Here is a 21,022-nt window from a genome sequence, read left to right on the forward strand (position 1 = left end):
CCTTGATGCCATGGCCCCGAAGCAAGGCATCCATTGACCGAGGAATTGCCATGAGCTTTTCGATGCGTCCCTTCGTCGCCGGCCTGTTGGCCATCTCGCTGCAGCCGGGCAGCGTCGCCCAAGCTAGCTCACCCGCCAAGGAGACCCCGATGACCGTCACCGCCAACACCATCGCCACCCGCGATGGCGTGCAGCTCTACTACAAGGACTGGGGCCCCAAGGATGGCCCAGTCGTCACCTTCAGCCACGGCTGGCCACTGAACTCCGACAGCTGGGAATCGCAGATGCTGTTCCTCGCGAACCACGGCTATCGCGTGGTCGCGCACGACCGTCGCGGACACGGTCGCTCCAGCCAGCCCTGGCATGGCAACGACATGGATCACTACGCCGACGATCTGGCAGCCGTGATCGAAGCGCTCGATCTCGAGGACGTCACCCTGGTCGGATTCTCAACCGGCGGCGGCGAAGTCGCGCGCTACATCGGCCGCCACGGCACCGCGCGTGTGGGCAAGGCGGTGCTGGTGAGCGCGGTGCCGCCACTGATGCTGCGGACCGCGGACAATCCGGGCGGCCTGCCGATCGAGGTCTTCGACGGGATGCGCGAGGACTCGCTCGCGAACCGCTCCAAGCTGTATCTCGACATCGCTTCGGGTCCGTTCTTCGGCTTCAACCGTCCCGGCGCCACGCCCGACCACGGCCTGATCCAGTCGTTCTGGGTGCAAGGCATGCAGGCCGGGCACAAGAACACGTTCGACTCCATCGCGGCGTTCTCGGCGACCGATTTCCGTGCCGACCTGGCGAAGTTCGATGTGCCGACGCTCGTCATCCACGGCGGCGACGACCAGATCGTACCGGTCGACTCGTCCGCTCGCGCGTCCGCCGCGCTGATCAGCGGTGCACGGCTGATTGTCTATCCCGACGGGCCGCATGGGATCGCGGATACCCACAAGGATCGGCTCAACGACGACCTGCTGCGGTTTCTGCAGGAATGACGAAAGCACGGCCTGACAGGGAATGTCGGGCCTCCTCGCATGCGAATTCGTCTCGACGCGCGCCATCCGGGATACCTCATGCCGACCGCCGCCCCTGTCCGGCCAGCGTGCCGTGGGTGAGTGTCGCGGGCCACATGTTCAATCCCCAACCTTCACGGAGAGATACTGAAATGAAAGCGATCGTTCTTACGAAGTTTGGTGGCCCTGAAGGCTTCGAGCTGCAGGACGTGGCGGTTCCGGAAGTGGGTATCGGCGAGCTGCTTGTGCGCGTGATGGCCACTGCCATCAACCCCCTCGACTACCAGATTCGCCGCGGCGACTATCCGGAGCATGTGCCGCTCCCCGCCATCACCGGCCATGACGTCTCGGGCGTGGTTGAAAAGGTGGGCCCCGGGGTCGCTGACTTCAAAGTCGGCGACGAGGTGTTCTATACCCCCAGGATCTTCGATCCGAGAGGGGGTTCCTATGCCGAGTACAACGTCGTTCCGGAAGCATTGGTCACCCACAAGCCTGTGAACCTGTCGCACGAAGAAGCTGCATCCACGACGCTCGTTGGCGGAACGGCCTGGGAAGCCCTCGTGACACGGGCAAAGTTGCTCCCGGCGGAATCCCTGCTGGTTCATGGGGGTGCGGGAGGCGTGGGCTCCATCGCGGTACAAATGGCCAAGGCGATGGGCGCAACGGTCTACACGACCTGCCTGCCCAGGGACCTCGGGTTCGTGCGCGAGCTGGGCGCGGACCACGCCATCGACTTCACCAGCAAGGACTACACGGACGAGATCGCCAGCTTGACGGGCAGCAAGGGGCTGAACGTGGTGCTCGACACGATAGGTGGCATGACGCTGAGTCAATCACCTCACGTACTCGGCGACGGCGGCCGGGTCGTGACGCTTGTGGATCTAGCTACTCCACAGAACCTCCTTGCAGCCTGGGGCGTGAATGCCGAGTACCACTTTGTCTTCACTCGCCAGAACCGGGGCAAGTTGCAGGCTCTCAAGACCCTGCTGGAAAGCGGCCGCGTCCGCCCGGTCATCGGCGCCCGATTCTCGCTTGCGCAAATCCCGGAAGCCCATACCGCCCTGGAGCGACATGAGGTCGACGGCAAGCCGCTCCAGGGAAAAGTGGTGATCTCGGTCTCCTGACTAGCACGCCCGGAACAGTCCCTCCGCCAGGGCCAGCGAGGCATCACCTCGATGACAACCGGGAATACCCGTTCCGAGCACCCCGGCTTTCGCCGTGCATTCAATCGTCACCAGCTTCAAGTACGGCTCAAGGCCAGCGCCGGAAGTCCGTGAAGAGATCGCAGAACACGTGCTTCCGCACTTACCTTCATACCGATAGGAACAAGGATCCATCATGAAAGCTCTCGCGGCAGTCCGGGAATCCGGCTCAGAAACGACGCGTCTCGTCCATCTGGATGTCCCGGCACCCGAAGTCGGAGAGCGCGACGTGCTGGTCAAGGTCAAGGCCGTTGCAGCCAACCCCGTCGATTACAAAGTAAGGGATGGAATGGCGCCTGGCGACAAGCGGATACTTGGCTGGGACGCCACCGGTGTTGTCCACAGCGTTGGGGGCAATGTGCGCGGTTTCAAACCCGGCGACAGGGTCTGGTACGCCGGAAACATCGAACGAGAGGGCGCGTACGCCGAATTCCAGGCGGTCGATGAACGTATCGTCAGCCACATGCCTTCAAGCCTCGGCTTCGAGGAAGCTGCAGCACTTCCGTTGGCCAGCATCACGGCATGGGAGATCCTGTTCGACCGGTTCCGGACCCACTTGACGACGCCAAGTCATCAGAAGTCCATCCTGGTCGTCGGAGGAGCCGGAGGCGTTGGATCGACCATGGTGCAATTGGCTGCCAGGGTCGCGAATCTCAAGGTGATCGCCACGGCGTCCCGCCCGGAGAGTGTCCAGTGGGTGCGTGGATTGGGCGCACACCATGTGATCGACCCGCGCGCCGATTGGCGGGAGCAGCTCAGCGCATTGAACGTGCACGCCGTGGACTACGTGGCAAGCCTGACCGCCAGCGGTGAACACGTGGCCAGGAGCGCGGACATCCTCGCCCCGCAGGGAGCATTCAGCCTGACCGATGATCCTGCCCATCTCGACATCGGGGTCTTCAAGCACAAGAGCATTTCGATCCACTGGGAGCTGATGTTCACCCGCAGCCTGTACGAAACGGATGACCTGCACGAGCAAGGACGCCTGCTTCATCGGGTTGCACAACTCGTGGATGCGGGTGTCCTGAAAAGCACGGTCAACGGCCCGGTGCGCAACCTGGACGCGGGAACCCTGGACGTCACGCATCAAGAGCTTCGCGCAGGAACTGCGATTGGCAAGAGGGTGTTCAACGTTTCACTGGGCTGAGAAAAGCACTCACCAGACCCGATTGCCACTCGCGGCCGTTGTGTCAGGGAAGCTCGACGTCCCTGATCTGCCGGCGGGAGGTGATGTCCAGCTTGTGGAAGATGCTGCGCAGGTGGGCTTCGATCGTACGGTGGCTCAGGAACAACTGGGCGCCGACCTCCCGGTTCGTCGCCCCCGTGGCGACCAACCGGACGATATGCAGCTCCTGGGCGGTGAGTGCGTCCGTCGGCTTGGCTGTGCGTTTCCGCGGTTTCTCCCCGGCGGCCCGCAGCTCGCGGGCGGCACGGCCGGCGAAGGCCTCGGCGCCCATGTCCGAGAGCAGCTGGTGGGCGGTCCGTAGCTGCTCACGGGCATCCCGGCGGCGGCCTTCACGGCGCAGCCACTCGCCGTAGACGAGATGGGCGCGTGCGGTCTCGCCGGCCATCCGGGATTGACCCAGCCGCTCGAGCGCCTCGCGATAGTGCCCTTCGGCGACTGGCCCGGCGCTCGTCAGCGCTCGGCAGCGGGCTGCGAGCCCGAGTGCCCAGGATGTGTTGCAGGCGAGCGCGCGCGAGCCGAGCTGCTCCAGGGCGCCTGCCGCGATGTCTGGTTGGCCAGCACGCACGGCCGCCTCGACCAGCTCCGGCAGGCTGATGTTGGTGAGCCCCAGCTCGTCCGTCTCGCAGGCCCGCCTCGCCGCGGCCTGCGCCTGAGCGTAGTTGCCCAGACCGTTGTGCAGCACGGCCATCGCGTACTGGGCGACCGCGACCTCCGTGTCGCCATCGGGGTCGGAGAGGCGTCGCAGGATGGCTTCGTTCAGCTGGGTAGCCGCGCCAGCATCGCCGCGCCACGCGGCAAGCGCGATGCGGGTATGCGTGAGAGGCACCGAGCCCGTAGCCTCGGCGATCGCCGTGGATTCGGCGGCCAACTCTCCAGCGCGGGTAAGCTCGCCGGCCAGGATCAAGACGTTGGCCAAGGAGCTGAGGGCAGCGTGCAGTGTCAACCAGGCGCCGGTTTCGCGAGCCTGCTGCACGTGACGGCTGGCCATCGCGTGAGCAAGCTCGTCGTCCAGGATCCCAACGGCGTTGCGAGCGGCCAGCCACAGCCAGCGGTCACTCCGGCCCCCGTTCCTCCGGTCCTTGTCCATGTCGTCGCGGAACGCCTCCAACGCGACTTTGAGTGCCGGGACCCCGGCTGCATACCCAGCCGTGAACGTCCTCGCGAGCGCGTCCAAGAGGTGGTCCGAGGGCCGAGGCGGCACGGCGGCGTCGGGAACCTCCCGGGCAGCAGTGGCAACACGGACCGCATCGTGGCCGCCGTTGATCAGGGCAGCGTCAATGGCATCCAGATAAGTGTCGCGGGCGAGCGCAGCATCCAGCGGATCAAGTGTCCTGGCCGCATTGAGCAGTAGCCTCGGCGAGTCGGTCCCGCGAGTGGTATGGAAGGCGATCTGGGCGCGCAGCAACTGGAGGCGAGCGCGTTGCAGCGGATCCAGCGGCCCTGCCTCCGCGGCCGCAAGCAATGCCTTGGCGGCTTCGGATGCGCCGGCGTCGTGCCTGGCGTAAGCGGCTTCGAGTGCGCGCGTCGCACGGCGGCCGGGTTCGGGCGTCAGCATGGCCGCCTGCTCCATGAAAGCGGCCGCCGCGGCCAGCCCGCCGCGGCCTCGTGCACGTCCGGCCGTGCGTTCCAGCTCCGCGGCGGCGTCCTCGTCGGTGCCCGGCACGGCCTGCGCCCGGTGCCAGGCACGACGGTCTGGATCGATCCCGGGGTCGGTGACGGCCGCCAGCACGCGATGTGCGCGGCGCTGATCGGGTAGAATCGCGGCCGCGTAAACCGCCGAGCGCACGAGCGGATGACGAAACCGCACCCGGGTGTCGATCTGCACCAGACCGGCGGTTTCCGCGGGCGCCAGCGCCTCGCGAGCGATCCCCAGGTGCTCGGCGGCCTGCCAGAGCAACGCCACGTCGCCGGTCGGGTCGGCCGCGGCGACCAGCAGCAGCAACTGCGTATCGGCAGGCAGGCCGTCCGAGCGCTGCCGGAAGCTCTCCTCGACTCGGCGCGGAACGCTCAACACGTCGGGCAACTCGAAGCCGCCGGCGAGTTTGGCCGGCAATGTGCTGTGCGGCAATTCCAGTAACGCCAGGGGATTGCCACGGGCCTCGGCGGTAATCCGGTCGCGCACCACGTCGTCGAGCGGCGCGCCGACCGCAGCGGCCAGCAGCGCCCGCGCATCCTGTTGTCCGAGCCCGTCCAGAGGCAGTTCTGGCAATCCGGCGAAGGCGCCAATATCGCGGTCGGCCGGGTCACGCAGTGCGAATGCCAACGCGATCCGCTCGGCGACCAGTCGCCGCGCAACGAACCCAAGGACCTGAGCGGACGCCTGGTCCAGCCATTGCGCATCCTCGACAAGGCACAACAACGGGCCCTCCTCGGCGACTTCGGCCAACAGGTTGAGGGTTGCCAACCCGACCAGGAACCGGTCCGGCGCAGCACCGTCGCGCAGGCCGAACGCCACGCCCAATGCGGTCTGCTGTGGACCGGGCAGCGCCGCTGCCCGGTCCAGCAGCGGTGCGCACAACTGGTGCAGGCCCGAGAACGCGAACTGGGTCTCGGACTCCACTCCGGCCGCGTATTCCGCGCGGAACCCCAATGTCGTCGCGGTGGCGCGGGCATAGTCGAGCAGCGCAGTTTTCCCGATGCCTGCTTCCCCGCGAACCACGAGTACACCACCCTGCCCGACCTGCGCCCGGGCCAGCAACTGCTCGATCGTCGCACGCTCCTTGCGCCGTCCCAGGAGAGACAACCGTGGTGCGCCAGCGCGAGACCGCATCGAGTCCACCGGTTGAGCCTACGTCGTCTTCAACCCGATTCTAGCCGATGCGAACCCGGTCAAGCGGACGCAGGCGCAGCGCGTACGTGTGGACGATCCCGCAGGGGCGAACCATTTGCTGCCACGTCGACGCCGTTTGCGGGGATTCGACCTGCTTCTGCACCGCAGCGAGCCAGCGCAGATGATCGATGCGAAACCGCGTCGATCACCGCCGGCCTGAATGACAGCCACGTCCACGTGATTCGATACGGGTTGAACGATCACTTCTGTTCTCGCAAGCGAATCGGAGGACGTTTCCGGCAGTGGTTCGATCCAAATCACCGTATAGAACGACAATCGCCCTGCTCCCTCCTGCTCGACACTGACGTCAAGGAGGCTGGCCTGCCCATCCTCCCTCCCGTCCAGAGGCATGAGGAGTGCGCCGACATGACTGCCGAAGTGGCCGAGCCCAGTCGCACACGTGTTCATGGCCGGACCCGCCCCCTGCTGGGGTTCATCGTCAACCCGGTCGCGGGAATGGGCGGGAGCGTTGGCCTGAAGGGCACCGATGGGGATGTGATCGTCCACGAAGCCATGCGTCGCGGCGCCCGTCCAATGGCAGGAGAAAGGGCAGCGAGGGCAGTCGACCGGTTGACCGCCTCGTTGTCGCAGGTGGACGTCGTAACCGTCGCCGGACCAATGGGCGAGCAGGTAGTGCGCGACGCCGGGATCGAGCCCAACGTGCTGGAGAGCTCACACCTCGGATCGTCCACCAGCATCGACACGCGAAAGGCCGCCAGAGCCATGGCGGACCAGGGCGTCGACTTGATCCTCTTTGCGGGCGGCGACGGCACCGCGCGCGACATCCTCGGCGCGAGCGGCCATCAGGTACCGATGCTGGGGGTGCCTGCGGGCGTAAAGATGCACTCGGCCGTCTTCGGCACGACGCCCGCCAACGCCGGTCACCTCGCCGCGCTGTTCCTGGTTGGCAGCCCGCGCGCGCTCTTGCGCGATGCCGAAGTCATGGACCTGGACGAGGATGCGATCCGTGCCGGCACCGTCTCGGCACAGCTTTATGGTCATGCGCGGAGCCCATTCGAACGTCGCCTTGTGCAGAACGCAAAGGCAGGCTCGGTCCCCGGCGAAAACGAAACACTTGACGCGGTGGCGCGACGAATGGCCGAGGGCATGCGCGACGGCAGGGTCTACATACTCGGGCCGGGAACGACCACCCGGCGTCTGGCAGACGCACTTGGCATCCCCTCCACGCTGTTGGGTGTCGACGCGGTCCTGGACCGCCAGGCCGTTGGCCTGGATCTCAATGAGCAGGCACTTTTGCGAATCATCGAAGGGCATGAAGCCGAGATCATCGTCAGCGTGCTCGGCGGGCAGGGCAGCCTGTTCGGGCGCGGCAACCAGCAGATCAGCGCCGAGGTCATCCGCAAGGTGGGACGCGACGGGATCAAGGTCCTATCGACTGTCGAGAAGCTGATCAACCTGCCCACCCGGGCGCTGCAGGTCGACACCGGCGACGCCGAGATCGACGCGATGCTCACCGGACACATCCCCGTCATCACCGGTCCGAACCGCACAGCGCTGGTCAAGGTGCGGGCCTGATCAACCAAGGAGCACTCCCTATGAGAAACGTGTCAGCACATCCCTACATGGCCAATTCAGTGCCGGAAATCCAGCAGGCGATGCTGGAGTCGATCGGCGTCGACACTGTCGAGGAACTGTTCGTGCAGATCCCGCAGGACCATCGCCTCACCCGTCCGCTCGACCTGCCGCCGGCGCTGAGCGAGCGCGAACTACGCCGCCATGTCGTCGGGATCCTCGCCAAGAACAGCACCACCGAGGACAACCTGAGTTTCCTCGGTGCGGGCATCTGGCAGCACCATGTGCCGGCCGCCGTCGACGAGATCGTCCGCCGCAACGAGTGGCTCACCTCGATCTTCGGCGAGCCCAGTTCCGATCACGGCCGCAACCAGGCGTGGTTCGAATTCTGCAGCCAGCTCGGCGAGTTGCTCAACCTCGATCTTGTCGCCTTGCCCGTGCGTAGCTGGGGCAGCGCCGCCGGACACGCGATGCGCATGGCCGCGCGGCTGACCGGACGCAACGAGGTGGCGATCGTGCGCGCCATCGATCCGCAACGCTTGTCGGTGATCCGCAACTATTGCGAGCCGCCCGAGATGGCGAACCACATCGCCATCCGCCTCGTCGCCTATGATCCGGCAACCGGCCTGATCGACATGGACGACCTGCGCGCAGCCGTCACCGATCGCACCGCCGCCGTCTACTTCGAAGTGCCGTCCTATCTCGGCGTGGTCGAGCATCAGGCGGCCGAGATTGCCGCCATCGCACGAGCGGCGGGCGCCGAGACGATCGTCGGCGTGGACCCCATCTCGCTCGGCGTACTCGCCGCCCCGGTCGATTATGGCGCGGACCTGGTGGTCGGCACGATCCAGACGCTGGGCGTCCACCTGCACGCCGGCGGCGGCGTCGGCGGATTCATCGCCTCGCGCGACGAGCCGCGCTACGCCGAACAGTATCCCACGCTGTTCATCAGCATCGCGGAAACGCTCGAGCCCGGTGAACACGGCTTTGGCCTGGGGCTGTTTCACCAGACCTCCTACGGCCTGCGCGACAAGGGCAACGACTGGACCGGTCATTCCGTCTACATGTGGGCGATCGCCGCCACCGCCTACATGGCGATGATGGGGCCGCAAGGCTTTGCCGAAGTCGGCAAACTGATCCTCCAGCGCGCCCATCATGCCGCGCAACTGCTGTCCGGGATCAAGGGCGTGCGGGTCACGTTCCCGTCCGGCTTCTTCAAGGAGTTCGTCGTCAATTTCGACGACACCGGCAAGAGCGTCGCCGACATCAACGATGCGCTGCGTGCCAGGGGCATCTTTGGCGGCAAGGATCTTTCCGGCGATTTCCCCGAACTGGGTCAAAGCGCGCTCTATTGCGTGACCGAGATCCACACCCTGTCCGACATCGAGCGCCTTGCTGGCGCCCTGAACGAGGTGGTCTGAAATGAACGAGGAACTCAAGGAATACCATGCGCCGGTCTGGAACGAGCCGGTCATCCACGAGATGGGTCATCCCGGGCGCCGTGGCGTGCTGTTTCCCCAGGCCGAAGATGCGCTACAGGAGCGCATCGGCGACGCCGTCGAGTTGATTCCGAGTGCGCTGCGTCGGAAGGACAAGCCCGCCCTGCCCGAAATGTCGGAGCCCGAAGTCCTCTACCACTATCTGCGGCTGTCGCAACAGACGCTGGGCATGATGGGGATCAGCCTGTTCGGCACCTGCACGATGAAGTACAACCCGCAGATCAACGAGGCGCTGGCATGGCGTCCGGAACTCACCGAGCTCCACCCGCTCCAGCATGAGGACACCATGCAGGGCGCGCTGGAAATCGTGCACAACATGGACATGATCCTGCGCGAAATCTCCGGCATGGACCAGTTCGTGTTCCAGGCCGGTGGCGGTGCCGAAGCGGCCTTTACCAGTTGTGCGGTCATCCGCGCCTATCACGCCTCGCGCGGCGAGCTCGAGCAGCGCAACGAGATCATCACCACGATCGCGACCCACCCGTGCAATCCGTCGACCGCGGACGCCGCCGGGTTCAAGGTGATCACCCTGATGCTCGACGAGAATGGCTATCCGTCGCTCGACTCGCTGAAGGCCGCGGTATCCGATCGCACCGCTGCGATCATGGTCAACAATCCCGACGACATGGGCGTCTACAACCCCGAGATGAAGGAGTGGGTCCGCATCGTCCACGAGGCGGGCGGCCTTGCCTTCTACGACGCCGCCAACCTCAACGGCACGATGTCCAAGCTCCGGGCGCGCGAGATCGGGTTCGATGCCTGCATGTTCATGCTGCACAAGACGTTCGGCGCGCCCAAGAGCGGGGTCGGTGGTCCGGCGACCGGCGCCTATGGCTGCACGGCGGCACTGGCACCGTTCCTCCCCGCGCCGCTGGTGAAGCGGGAGGGCGATCGTTACCGCCTCGACCACGATCGCCCGCAGAGCGTCGGCAAGATCCGGGAGTTCCTGGGCAACGTTCAAGTGGTCCTGAAAGCTTATGCCTGGGCCCGTACGATGGGCGCCGAAGGGATCGCGCAAGCATCCGATATCTCGGTGTTGGGCAACAACTACATGGAAAAGGGTCTGCTCGCGATCCGCGGCGTCACCCGCTCGCATCCCGATGCAAAGCTGCCGCGGCTCGAGATGACGCGCTACTCGCTCGAGACGATGAAAGAGGAAACCGGGGTCAACGTCCATGATGTTTCGAACCGGATGACCGACTTCGGGATCGATCCGTTGTGGACCAGTCACGAACCATGGCTACTGCCCGAACCCTTTACGCCGGAGGCCGGCGAGATGTACGGCAAGGAAGCGCTCGACCGCTGGATCGCGGTGCTCGCACGGGTCTCCGATGAAGCCTATTCGACACCGGAGATCGTCAAGAACTCGCCGCACAATCAGGCCACGCATCGGTTGAAGCCGGGCGAGACCGACGATCCGTCCATACGGGCAATGACATGGCGCGCGTTCCAGAAGAAGCGGGTGCGGACGGAAGGCGTTGAGCCAAGCCGAAGGACCGGACCTACTTGTCGCAGCGCCTGAAAGAGAAGACGTGGGACGCGTCTGAAGTCATGCAAGGCCGCGCGGATCGCCGTAGACAGGCGCGGCTGCCAATGGTCGTCGCATCCGCGCCTGCCGGGTCGCCGCATAGCGACCACCAATCTCCTGGAGGAGGCTTCCGATTGCATTGGCACACGAATGCCATCGCAAGCCAATCCTCCCCTATCCACCAACTAACGGAACGCCCCATGCCTACCGCCACCCCGAGCCCGGCCAAGAGCCTGCTGACCCCGAACGACCACACGTTGATCCTGATCGACCACCAGTCGCAGATGGCGTTCGCCACCAAATCGATCGCCGCAGAAGTGCTGCGCAACAACACCGCGCTGGTCGCCAGGAGCGCAGCGGGCTTCAAGGTCTCCACCATCCTGACCACGGTCGCCGAGAAAAGCTTCTCCGGCCCTATCTTCGACGAGATCACCGAGGCCTTTCCCGGCGCGCCGAAGGTCGACCGTACCTCGATGAACACCTGGGAGGACGCGCGCATCGCCGAGAAGGTCAACGTCTTCGGCAAGCATCGCATCGTGTTCGCCGGGCTCTGGACCAGCGTATGCATCGTCGCTCCTGTCCTGTCGGCGCTCGAGCAGGGCTTCGAGGCCTATGTCATCACCGACGCCAGCGGCGACATCAGCGACGAGGCGCACGAGCGCGCGGTGCAACGCATGGTCCAGGCCGGTGCGCGGCCATTGACCAGCATGCAGTACCTGCTCGAACTCCAGCGGGACTGGGCGCGCACCAGGACCTACGAGCTGACCACCGGCATCGCCCGGGTAAACGGCGGCGCCTACGGCATCGGCATCGCCTACGCCAAGACGATGTTCAATGCCAGCGAAGGCGGGCACTGACCGTTTCCTGACGACAGATGCGCTGCTGCTCGATCACAGGGGAGCCACGCCATGAGCACGCCCGTTCAAGATCCCTCCCGGCGCCGCTTCGTCGGCGCGCTCGCAGCTGGCGCCACCGTCGCCAGCCTGCCCGGCCACGGCCTCACCCCTCCGCAGGAGCGTTCCATGGCGGACCTGATCGTCCACAACGCCAGAATCACCACTCTCGACCGCAAGCGGCCCATGGCGACCGCCATCGCCGTCGCCAAGGGTGTGGTCGTCGCGGTAGGCGACGACGCGACGGTGATGGAGAAGGCCGGCGGCACCGCCTGCGTCATCGATGCCGAAGGCCGCCGCCTCATCCCGGGCCTCAACGACAGCCACACCCACCTCATCCGCGGCGGCCTCAACTACAACCTGGAGCTGCGCTGGGACGGCGTGCGCTCGCTGGCCGATGCCATGGCCATGCTCCGGGCGCAGGTCGCGCGCACGCCGGCGCCGCAATGGGTGCGCGTGATCGGCGGCTTCACCGAGCACCAGTTCGTCGAGAGGCGACTGCCCACTCTGGACGAGATCAACGCAGCCGCTCCGGACACGCCCGTCTTCATCATGCGCCTGTACGACCGCGCCCTGCTCAACCGCGCGGCGCTGCGTGCGGTCGGTTACGACCGTGACACGCCCAACCCGCCGGGCGGCGAGATCCAGCGCGACAAGGCCGGAAACCCGACCGGCCTGCTGCTGGCCAAGCCCAACGCGTTGATCCTGTACGCGACGCTGGCCGCGGGGCCGAAGCTGCCTGTCGAATACCAGGTGAACTCGACCAAACACTTCATGCGCGAGCTCAACCGCCTCGGCGTGACCTCGGTGATCGATGCCGGCGGCGGCTTCCAGAACTACCCGGAGGACTACGGGATCATCCAGGAACTGCATCGGAACGACGAACTGACCGTGCGCATCGCCTACAACCTGTTCACCCAGAACACCGGCGGCGAGCTGACGGACTTCGAGCGCTGGACGCAGATGCTGTCCCCGCGCGAAGGCGACGACATGCTGCGCCACAACGGCGCCGGCGAGATGCTGGTGTTCTCGGCCGCGGATTTCGAACTGTTCCGCGAGCCCCGCCCCGAGCTGGCACCGGGACTGGAACCGGACCTGGAACAGGTAGTCCGCCTGCTGGCCGAACACCGCTGGCCGTTCCGCATCCATGCCACCTACGACGAGAGCATCTCGCGCATCCTCGACGTGTACGAGAAGGTGAACCGCGAGGTGCCGTTCGACGGCCTGCACTGGATCGTCGACCACGCCGAGACCGTCTCCGATCGCAGCATCGAGCGGGTGCGTGCTTTGGGAGGCGGTATCGCCGTGCAGCACCGCATGGTCTACCAGGGCGAGGATTTCGTCGAACGCTACGGGCCCGAAGCCGCGCGCCGCACGCCGCCCATCCGGCGCATGCTCGATGCCGGCGTGCCGGTCGGCGCCGGCACCGACGCCACCCGCGTGGCGAGCTACAACCCGTGGGTGGCGCTGTACTGGCTCAGCACCGGACGCACCATCGGTGGCCTGCAGCTCTACGGCGACGACAATCGCCTCGAGCGCGAAGAAGCCTTGCGCCTGTGGACCCGCGGCAGCGCCTGGTTCTCCACCGAACAGGCGCACAAGGGCGTGCTGGCCGTCGGCCAGTTCGCGGATTTCAGCCTGCTGTCGGCCGACTTCTTCGGCGTGCCCGACGAAGCGATCCTGGACATCACCAGCGTACTGACCGTGGTCGGCGGCAAGGTCGTGCACGGCGACGGCGCATACGAGGCACTGGCGCCGGCACTGCCTGCGCCGATGCCCGACTGGTCACCGGTCCGGCACTTCGGCGGCTATCAGGGCGCCACCCTGGCCCAGGCCTCGGCCGCTTTCGCCGCCGCGCACGGCCATGCGCACGGCGCCGGCTGCAACGTGCACGGACACGGCCATGCCGCGCACCACGCCGCACCAACCGACGATGAGCAGGGCTTCTGGGGCGCGCTGGGTTGCTCGTGCTTCGCATTCTGAGCGCCGCCCTCGCGAATTTCTCCCCCTTCATGCGGCATACGACATCACGATGAACCAGCCTTCCCTCCGATCGAATGCCCCCGCGCCTGGCGCCTGGTCGCCGTTGACCCAGCCCACCTTCCGCATGATGTGGCTGGCCGTGCTGATCGGCAACATCGGCACCTGGATCCACGAGGTCAGCGCCGCCTGGGTGATGGCGGAGAATACCGGCTCGCCCTTGATGGTCGCAGCGGTGCAGGCAGCGACCACCTTGCCGGTGGTGCTGCTGGCCGTGTTCGCCGGCACGCTCGCCGACATCGTGGATCGCCGCAAATACCTGATCCTGGCCCAGCTGTGGATGTTGATCGTCGCCAGCACGCTGGCCCTGCTCGCGCACCTGGACATGCTCGGGCCGTGGACCCTGATCGCATTGACGTTCGCGCTGGGCATCGGCGCGGCGATGGCGATGCCCGCGCAACAGGCGACCGTTCCCGAACTCGTGCCGCGCACCATGCTCGGCCCGGCGGTGGCCCTGTCCTCGCTGAGCATGAACATCGCGCGCGCCGTGGGCCCCGCGCTCGGTGGCCTGATCGTGGCCAGCGCCGGGATCGAATGGGCCTTCGCGATCAATGCCCTGAGCTTCCTCGGCATCATGGTCGTGCTCTTCATTTGGAAGCGCACGCACACAAGGTCCGTGCTGCCGCCCGAATCTTTCGGCGTCGCCCTGCGCGCAGGCCTGCGCTATGCCACCCAGTCCTCGGTGCTGCAGTCGGTGCTGGTCAAGGCCGCCAGCTTCTTCGTGTTCGCCAGCGCGCTGACCGCGCTGCTGCCGATCGTGGTCAACCGCGACCTGCAGGCCAGTGCCGGCACCTACGGCCTGCTGCTGGGATGCATCGGCATCGGCGCGATCAGCGGTGCGGTGCTGCTGCCCAGGCTGCGCGCGAGGATCGCCCCGGACCGTCTGGTGCTGATCGCGACCCTCGTCTACGCAGTCTGCATGCTGGCGCTGGCGCTGCTGCGCAGCATTCCCGTGCTGTACGTCGTCTCGCTGGTCAATGGCTTCGCCTGGATCGCGGTGTTGTCGTCGCTGCAGATCGCCGCCCAGACTTCCGTGCCGGCCTGGGTGCGTGCGCGGGCGCTCGCGCTGTACATCGTGGTGTTCTCCGGCGGCATGGCGATCGGCAGCCTGGGCTGGGGCACGCTCGCCCAGCAGACCAGCACCACCACCGCGCTGCTGGCTGCAGCCACCGGTACCGTGCTGGCCGCGTTCTTCGGCCTGCGTTTCCGGCTGGGGGAGGCGGCCAACATCAATGTCACGCCCTCCGGCCATTGGCCCCAGCCGGTGGTGGTGGACGACATCGACGGCGACCGCGGCCCGGTGCTGGTCACGATCGAATACAGGATCGCGCTGGACCGTCGCGGCGAGTTCCTGCGCCTGATGCACACCCTTGGCCGCAGCCGTCGCCGCGACGGCGCTGTGCAATGGGGCGTCGCCGAGGACACCGAAGCGCCCGGCACCTACCTGGAGTACTTCCTCGATGGCTCCTGGCTGGAACACCTGCGCCAGCACGAGCGGGTGACCGAGGATGAACGCGCATTGCAGGACCAGATCTTGCGGCTGCTCGCCGATCCCGCGCGCACCCCGACGGTACGCCACTTCGTCGGCGGCGCGCCTGGCGCGCCGCTGAGGCAAGCCCCTGCGGCCGGTGTCCACGTCCTGGGATGAGCTGGCGTGTCTGATCGACCTGGCGGCGCCCCGGAATTGCGGTGCCGGTGGCAGGCAGCAGGAACAAGCATGCGCACGGCCTGGCTCGGCATGCCCCTGCTGCTGGCGGTCGACACCGCGCTGGCGCAGTTTCGTCCGCTGCGGTTCGACGACGACTTCAGCGCGCAGCGCCACGCCTGCGCCAAGGACATCCACAGCGCATGCTGGAAGGATCGCCCGCTCGGCGACCATGCGCGCGTCAGCGTCGGCGGCGACCTGCGCTGGCGCTACGAGCATACCGGCCATCCCCGCTACGGCCTGGAGCCCCAGGACCGCTGGGGCGTTTGGATGAACCGCCATTCCGCCTTCGTCGACCTGCGCATCGGCGAACACTGGCGCGGCTTCGCGCAACTGGCCAGTTCGCACGCCAACGGCCGCGTCGCGGGTCCCTCGCCGGTGGACGAGAATCGACTCGATTCGACCAACCTGTTCGTCGAATGGCGATCGGCGACACACGGCAACCGCGGCATCGGAGTGCGAGTCGGCATCCAGGAACTGCAGTTCGGATCCGGGCGCGCCATCGACGCGCGCGAGGGCCCCAACGTCCGGCGCAGCTTCGAGGCCGTCCGCGCCTATGCGACCCGCGGACACTGGCGCGTCGATGCATTCGCCGCAGCCCCGCGGCACAATCGCCCGGGCACCTTCGACGACGGCCGCTCGCAGACCCAGGCGCTGCGCGGCCTCTACGCCACCCGCACCGCAGCGATCACCTCCTGGGACGTCTACGCGCTGCATTTCGAAGACACCCTCGCCCGCTATGTCCAGGGCGTGGCGCACGAGCGCCGATGGACGCTCGGAGCCCGCGTGTTCGGCCGCCGCAATGCCTGGGACTGGAACTGGGAATCCATCGTCCAGGGTGGCCAATTCGGCAACGCCGACATCCGCGCCTGGTCCCTCGCCACCGACACCGGCTACACCTTCGACGACATGCCCGGCCAGCCCCGGCTGGCACTGCTCGTCGCCATCGCCAGCGGCGACAAGGATCCCGACGACGGCCGCCTCGGCACCCTCAATCCGTTCTACCCGCGCGGCAACTACTTCGGCGACGAAGCGACGCTCGGGCCACGCAACTTCTTCAACATCCATCCCGCCCTGAGCGTGCAGCTTTCACCGCAGGTCGCGCTGGACGCCGGCCTCGACTTCTTCTGGCGTCACAGCACCCGCGATGGCGTGTATGCGCCCAACGGCATGCTGATCGGACCCGCTGGCGACAGCCGCGCCCGGTATGTCGCGACCATCGCATCGCTGGGCACCACCTGGACGCCGGCGCCGGGCTGGTCCGCGAGCGCGGTCGTCGCCTACGCGCAGCCTGGCGCGTTCCTGCGCGAGACCGGCGCCGACGATGCGCTGAGCCTGATCAGCCTCACGCTGCAGTACCGGTTCTGAACAGGTCGGGTCAGGGGCATGCCCTGCCCCGGCAAACCCTGCGCCGTTTACCGGCAGCACGTCCATAAATCCATTTGTTTTCATTCATTTGAATAACGTTATTCATCTCATTCCTGAGATACGGTCGCCTGCTTCATCCCGCACTCAGCGTGCCGCCGCGGTCCGGTGCCGGTCCACGCTAGAATCGTCCGACATGTCGCGCCTGTTGCCCCGAGTTCTGCTTTGCCTTGCCCTGATCCTCAACGGTGCGGGGCTTGGCGCGTTCGCAGGCGAGCCGGTGGCCACCAAGGCTGCGGCCCAGGATGCTGGCGCGGCGGCACCTGCGGCGTCGCCGTGCCACGGCGGCGGAGCTCCGAGCAAGACCGCGGATCCGCCGGCGGACACGCCGGCACCGTCCGCTCCCCACGAAGGCCAGCATCCGGGCTGCTGCGACGGAGCCTGCGATTGCGGCTGTGCCCAGCCGCCGCCGGCATTCGCGGCCGGTGATGCCCCCGCAGCCACGGCGGCCGTTTCCACGCCCGATCCACTCGCGCCTCCGGCGCAGCGCGTGGCGCCTCCGCCGCCGCCGTTGATCCGGCCGCCCATCGGCTGAACTGCGTGCCGCCACCGCGGCACGTGCCCGGCAGCCCCGCGACTGCGGCCGCAGCGGCCGGGCCGCACCGGCCCTCGTCGCCGCTGCCAGTCCTTCCGACCCACCTCGCGCCCTCGCCGGGGCCTACGCCGTGCCGGCCCAACCGACCTGGGCATCGGCGGGCCATTGCAGGAGACAGACCATGAACCGCCCAATCGCCGCCCTCGCGGCTTTCGTCCTGACCGCCGCCATTTCCGCCTGTGGCGGCGCCTCGCAGGCCGGCCCCCAGGCCAGCGCCGACGGTACCGGGGCCGCGCAGCCCCCCGCTGCCGGTGCAGCGACTCCCGACCCGCGGCCCGCCGACGCCGCCGCCCTGCCTCGAGTGATCGTGCACAAGGACCCCAACTGCGGTTGCTGCAGTCTCTGGGCCGAGCACATGCGGCGTGACGGCTTCGAGGTCGAGCTGCGCGACGTCGACGACCTGGCCGCGGTCCGCGAGCGTGCCGGAGTGCCGGCCGCCAAGGCGTCCTGCCACACCGCCCTGGTCGGCGACTACTTCGTCGAAGGCCACGTGCCGGCCGCGGACGTGCGGCGGCTGCTGGCCGAACGCCCCGATGCCCTGGGCATCACCGCGCCGGGCATGCCGCTGGGCTCGCCCGGCATGGAGATGCCCAACGGCCGTACCGACGCCTATTCGGTGGAGCTGGTGCACGACGACGGCTCGACCACGGAGTTCGCGCGTCACGGTGAATGAGCGGGCGCGAAGTCTTGACTCTGGACCATGGTCCAGGCTGCAGACTTCGCTCGAGCACTCGCAGGGACCACACCCATGAAGATCGGCCAACTGGCGCAGCGCGCCGACGTTCCCATCGATACCGTGCGCTACTACGAGCGCGCGGGGATCCTGCCGCAGCCCGGCCGGGAGGCTTCCGGCTACCGCAGCTATGGCGACGACGACGTCGCGCGGCTGCGCTTCGTGCGCCGCGCCAAGGCGCTCGGGTTCACCCTGGTCGAGGTCCGCGAGCTGCTGGCGCTGTCGGATCACCGCGGCGACGACATGGGCGAACTGAAGGCGGCAGCGATCGGCAAGCTGGCCGACGTGGAGCGCAGGCTGGAGGAGCTGGCCCGCATCCGCGACGGCCTGCAGGCGCTGATCGCGGCCTGCCCCGGGCACGGCGCGCTGGAGGCCTGCCCGATCCTGGCCGCGCTGGCGGAGGAGGCGGCATGAGCGGTCACGATCATCACCGGCAGGATCGCACCGGCGCCGACGCGGCGCCGAAGCAGGCCTGCCACCACGGCCGCGCATCCGAACCCGCGCCCGCCGACGGCAAGGTGCTCGATCCGGCCTGCGGCATGCAGGTCGACCCGGCCACCAGCCCTCACCACGCCACCCACGAGGGGCAGGAATACCACTTCTGCTCCGCGCGCTGCCGCGAGCGTTTCGTCGCCGAGCCGGCGAAATTCCTGACCGACACGCCCCGCGAACCGGAGCCGGCCCCGCCGGGCACCATCTACATCTGCCCGATGCACCCGGAGATCCGCCAGCAGGGCCCGGGTACCTGCCCGATCTGCGGCATGGCGCTGGAACCGGAGAGCCCGGGCCTCGAGGACGAGGACAACCCCGAGCTGAAGGACTTCTCGCGGCGGTTCTGGTGGACCCTGCCGCTGTCGCTGGTGGTGCTCGGGCTGGCGATGTTCGGACACCTGCTGCCGGGGCTGCCGGTCGCCACCCGCACTTGGCTGGAGCTGGTGCTGAGCACCCCGGTGGTGCTGTGGGCGGGCTGGCCGTTCTTCGAGCGCTGCGTCGCCTCGATCCGCAGCCGCAATCCCAACATGTTCACCCTGATCGGCATCGGCGTGGGGGCAGCCTACGGCTACAGCGTGGTGGCCACGCTCGCCCCGGGCATCTTCCCGGCGTCGTTCCACGAGCACGGCCGGGTCGGCGTGTACTTCGAAGCCGCGGCGGTGATCGTCTCGCTGACCCTGCTCGGCCAGGTGCTGGAGCTGCGCGCGCGCTCGAAGACCTCGGCGGCGATCAAGGGGTTGCTGGGGCTGGCGCCGAAACAGGCGCGCCGCCTCAACGACGACGGCAGCGAGGAAGACGTGCCGCTGACCCATGTGCACGTCGGCGACCGCCTGCGGGTGCGTCCCGGCGAGAAGGTCCCGGTCGACGGCGAGGTGGTCGACGGCCACTCCAGCGTCGACGAATCGATGCTCACCGGCGAGCCGATGCCGGTGTCCAAGGCGGTCGGCGACAGCGTGATCGGCGCGACCCAGAACGGCACCGGCAGCCTGGTGATCCGCGCGGCCAAGGTCGGCTCGGACAGCGTGCTGGCGCAGATCGTGCAGCTGGTGGCGCAGGCGCAGCGCTCGCGCGCGCCGATGCAGCGGATGGCCGACAAGGTCGCGTACTGGTTCGTGCTGGCGGTGCTGGCGGTCGCGGTGGCGACGTTCTTCGTCTGGGGCCTGTTCGGGCCGGAGCCGGCGTGGACCTTCGCCGTGCTCAACGCCGTCTCGGTGCTGATCATCGCCTGCCCCTGCGCGCTGGGCCTGGCCACGCCGATGTCGGTGATGGTGGCCACCGGGCGCGCGGCCCAGGCCGGTGTGCTGTTCCGGGACGCGGAAGCGATCGAGAACCTGCGCCGCATCGACACCCTGGTGGTGGACAAGACCGGCACCCTCACCGAGGGCCGGCCGGCGTTCCGCGAGGCGCTGGCGGTCGAGGGCTTCGACGAGGACGAGGTGCTGCGGCTGGCGGCTGGCCTGGACCAGGTCAGCGAACATCCGCTGGCCGAAGCGATCGTGGCCGAGGCGCGCAGGCGCGGGCTGACGCTCGAGACGCCGGAAGGGTTCGAATCGTCGACCGGCATTGGCGCGCGCGGGAGCGTCGGCGGCCGCAGGGTGGCGATCGGCAATACCGAGCTGATGCGCGAGGAAAACATCGATCCGCAGCCGCTCGCCGACCCGGCCGACGAGCTGCGCCGCCAGGGCGCGAGCGTGATGTTCCTCGCCGTGGACGGCGCCCTGGCCGGGCTGATCGCGGTGGCGGATCCGATCAAGGCCTCGACGCCGGCCGCGATCGCCGCGCTGCGCGACTCCGGGCTGCGCATCGTCATGGCCACCGGCGACGGCGTCATCACCGCCAATGCCGTGGCCCGCACGCTCGGCATCGACGAGGTCCACGGCGAGGTCCGGCCGCAGGACAAGATCGCGCTGGTCGAGCGCCTGCGCCGCGAGGGCCGGCGCGTGGCCATGGCCGGCGACGGCATCAACGACGCCCCTGCCCTGGCCGGCGCCGACGTCGGCATCGCCATGGGCACCGGCACCGACGTGGCCATGTCCAGCGCCCAGGTCACCCTGGTCAAGGGCGACCTGGGCGGGATCGCGCGCGCGCGCGCGATCTCGGGCGCGGCGGTGCGCAACATGAAGCAGAACCTGGGCTTCGCCTTCCTCTACAACGCCCTGGGCGTGCCGATCGCCGCCGGCGTGCTGTATCCGCTCACCGGCCTGCTGCTGAGCCCGATGATCGCCGCGCTGGCGATGAGCCTGAGTTCGGTCTCGGTCGTGGGCAATGCCCTGCGCCTCGGCGCTGGCCCCTCCACACCCTCCGCTTCCGGAACGACACCAGCCACATGACCTCCAGATTCCCTCCCGTCC

15 protein-coding genes are annotated in these 21,022 nt (G+C 67.8%); 14 read left to right on the forward strand and 1 reads right to left on the reverse strand.

The window, feature by feature from the left end:
* Nucleotides 1-62 precede the first annotated feature (62 nt).
* The 3 genes from H0E84_RS16425 (at nt 63) to H0E84_RS16435 (ending at nt 3,359) form a co-directional block, all read left to right on the forward strand.
* Nucleotides 63-992 carry an alpha/beta fold hydrolase gene (locus H0E84_RS16425; RefSeq protein ID WP_257644263.1) on the forward strand — a complete coding sequence of 310 codons (930 nt, stop codon included), beginning with the start codon at nt 63-65 and terminating at the stop codon, nt 990-992.
* A gap of 170 nt (nt 993-1,162) precedes the next feature.
* Nucleotides 1,163-2,134, forward strand: coding sequence for a zinc-dependent alcohol dehydrogenase family protein (locus H0E84_RS16430; protein WP_180679725.1), 972 nt, complete (start codon nt 1,163-1,165; stop codon nt 2,132-2,134).
* Nucleotides 2,135-2,348: 214 nt separating this feature from the next.
* Nucleotides 2,349-3,359, forward strand: coding sequence for a zinc-binding alcohol dehydrogenase family protein (locus tag H0E84_RS16435; RefSeq protein WP_180679726.1), 1,011 nt, complete (start codon nt 2,349-2,351; stop codon nt 3,357-3,359).
* A 43-nt stretch (nt 3,360-3,402) separates the two neighbouring features.
* Here the strand turns inward: H0E84_RS16435 and H0E84_RS16440 are convergent, their stop codons facing one another.
* Entirely contained in the window at nt 3,403-6,141 is a 2,739-nt protein-coding gene (locus H0E84_RS16440) for an ATP-binding protein (RefSeq protein WP_219339792.1), read from the reverse strand.
* 453 nt (nt 6,142-6,594) lie between these two features.
* On the opposite strand from H0E84_RS16440, the gene H0E84_RS16445 reads away from it, so the two are divergent.
* From H0E84_RS16445 to H0E84_RS16495, 11 genes are all read left to right on the forward strand, one after another.
* Complete coding sequence (locus H0E84_RS16445) at nt 6,595-7,764, forward strand: ATP-NAD kinase family protein (protein ID WP_180679727.1); 1,170 nt, start codon at nt 6,595-6,597, stop codon at nt 7,762-7,764.
* Between the two features lie 47 nt (nt 7,765-7,811).
* Complete coding sequence (gcvPA, locus tag H0E84_RS16450) at nt 7,812-9,182, forward strand: aminomethyl-transferring glycine dehydrogenase subunit GcvPA (protein ID WP_219339793.1); 1,371 nt, start codon at nt 7,812-7,814, stop codon at nt 9,180-9,182.
* Between the two features lies 1 nt (nt 9,183).
* Entirely contained in the window at nt 9,184-10,782 is a 1,599-nt protein-coding gene (gene gcvPB, locus H0E84_RS16455; RefSeq protein WP_180679729.1) for an aminomethyl-transferring glycine dehydrogenase subunit GcvPB, read from the forward strand.
* 206 nt (nt 10,783-10,988) lie between these two features.
* Nucleotides 10,989-11,645 carry a hydrolase gene (locus tag H0E84_RS16460; RefSeq protein ID WP_180679730.1) on the forward strand — a complete coding sequence of 219 codons (657 nt, stop codon included), beginning with the start codon at nt 10,989-10,991 and terminating at the stop codon, nt 11,643-11,645.
* Between the two features lie 165 nt (nt 11,646-11,810).
* Nucleotides 11,811-13,664 (forward strand): amidohydrolase, encoded by a 1,854-nt coding sequence (locus H0E84_RS16465; protein ID WP_180679803.1) that lies wholly within the window; start codon nt 11,811-11,813, stop codon nt 13,662-13,664.
* A gap of 49 nt (nt 13,665-13,713) precedes the next feature.
* A complete protein-coding gene (locus tag H0E84_RS16470; RefSeq protein ID WP_180679731.1) occupies nt 13,714-15,369 on the forward strand; it encodes an MFS transporter in 1,656 nt (551 codons plus the stop codon).
* Nucleotides 15,370-15,438: 69 nt separating this feature from the next.
* On the forward strand, nt 15,439-16,794 hold the full coding sequence (locus H0E84_RS16475) for an alginate export family protein (protein ID WP_180679732.1): 1,356 nt from the start codon (nt 15,439-15,441) through the stop codon (nt 16,792-16,794).
* Nucleotides 16,795-16,987: 193 nt separating this feature from the next.
* Nucleotides 16,988-17,386, forward strand: coding sequence for a CopL family metal-binding regulatory protein (locus H0E84_RS16480; RefSeq protein WP_180679733.1), 399 nt, complete (start codon nt 16,988-16,990; stop codon nt 17,384-17,386).
* Nucleotides 17,387-17,567: 181 nt separating this feature from the next.
* Entirely contained in the window at nt 17,568-18,119 is a 552-nt protein-coding gene (locus H0E84_RS20565) for a DUF411 domain-containing protein (RefSeq protein ID WP_257644264.1), read from the forward strand.
* A 75-nt stretch (nt 18,120-18,194) separates the two neighbouring features.
* A complete protein-coding gene (locus H0E84_RS16490) occupies nt 18,195-18,593 on the forward strand; it encodes a heavy metal-responsive transcriptional regulator (protein ID WP_180679734.1) in 399 nt (132 codons plus the stop codon).
* The gene (locus H0E84_RS16495) at nt 18,590-21,001 is read left to right on the forward strand and encodes a heavy metal translocating P-type ATPase (RefSeq protein WP_180679735.1); all 2,412 of its coding nucleotides are present in this window, start codon (nt 18,590-18,592) and stop codon (nt 20,999-21,001) included. The genes H0E84_RS16490 and H0E84_RS16495 overlap by 4 nt, the downstream gene beginning before the upstream one ends.
* Nucleotides 21,002-21,022: the final 21 nt, after the last annotated feature.

This window comes from Luteimonas salinisoli, from assembly GCF_013425525.1.
GTDB classification, from domain to species: Bacteria; Pseudomonadota; Gammaproteobacteria; order Xanthomonadales; family Xanthomonadaceae; genus Luteimonas; species Luteimonas salinisoli.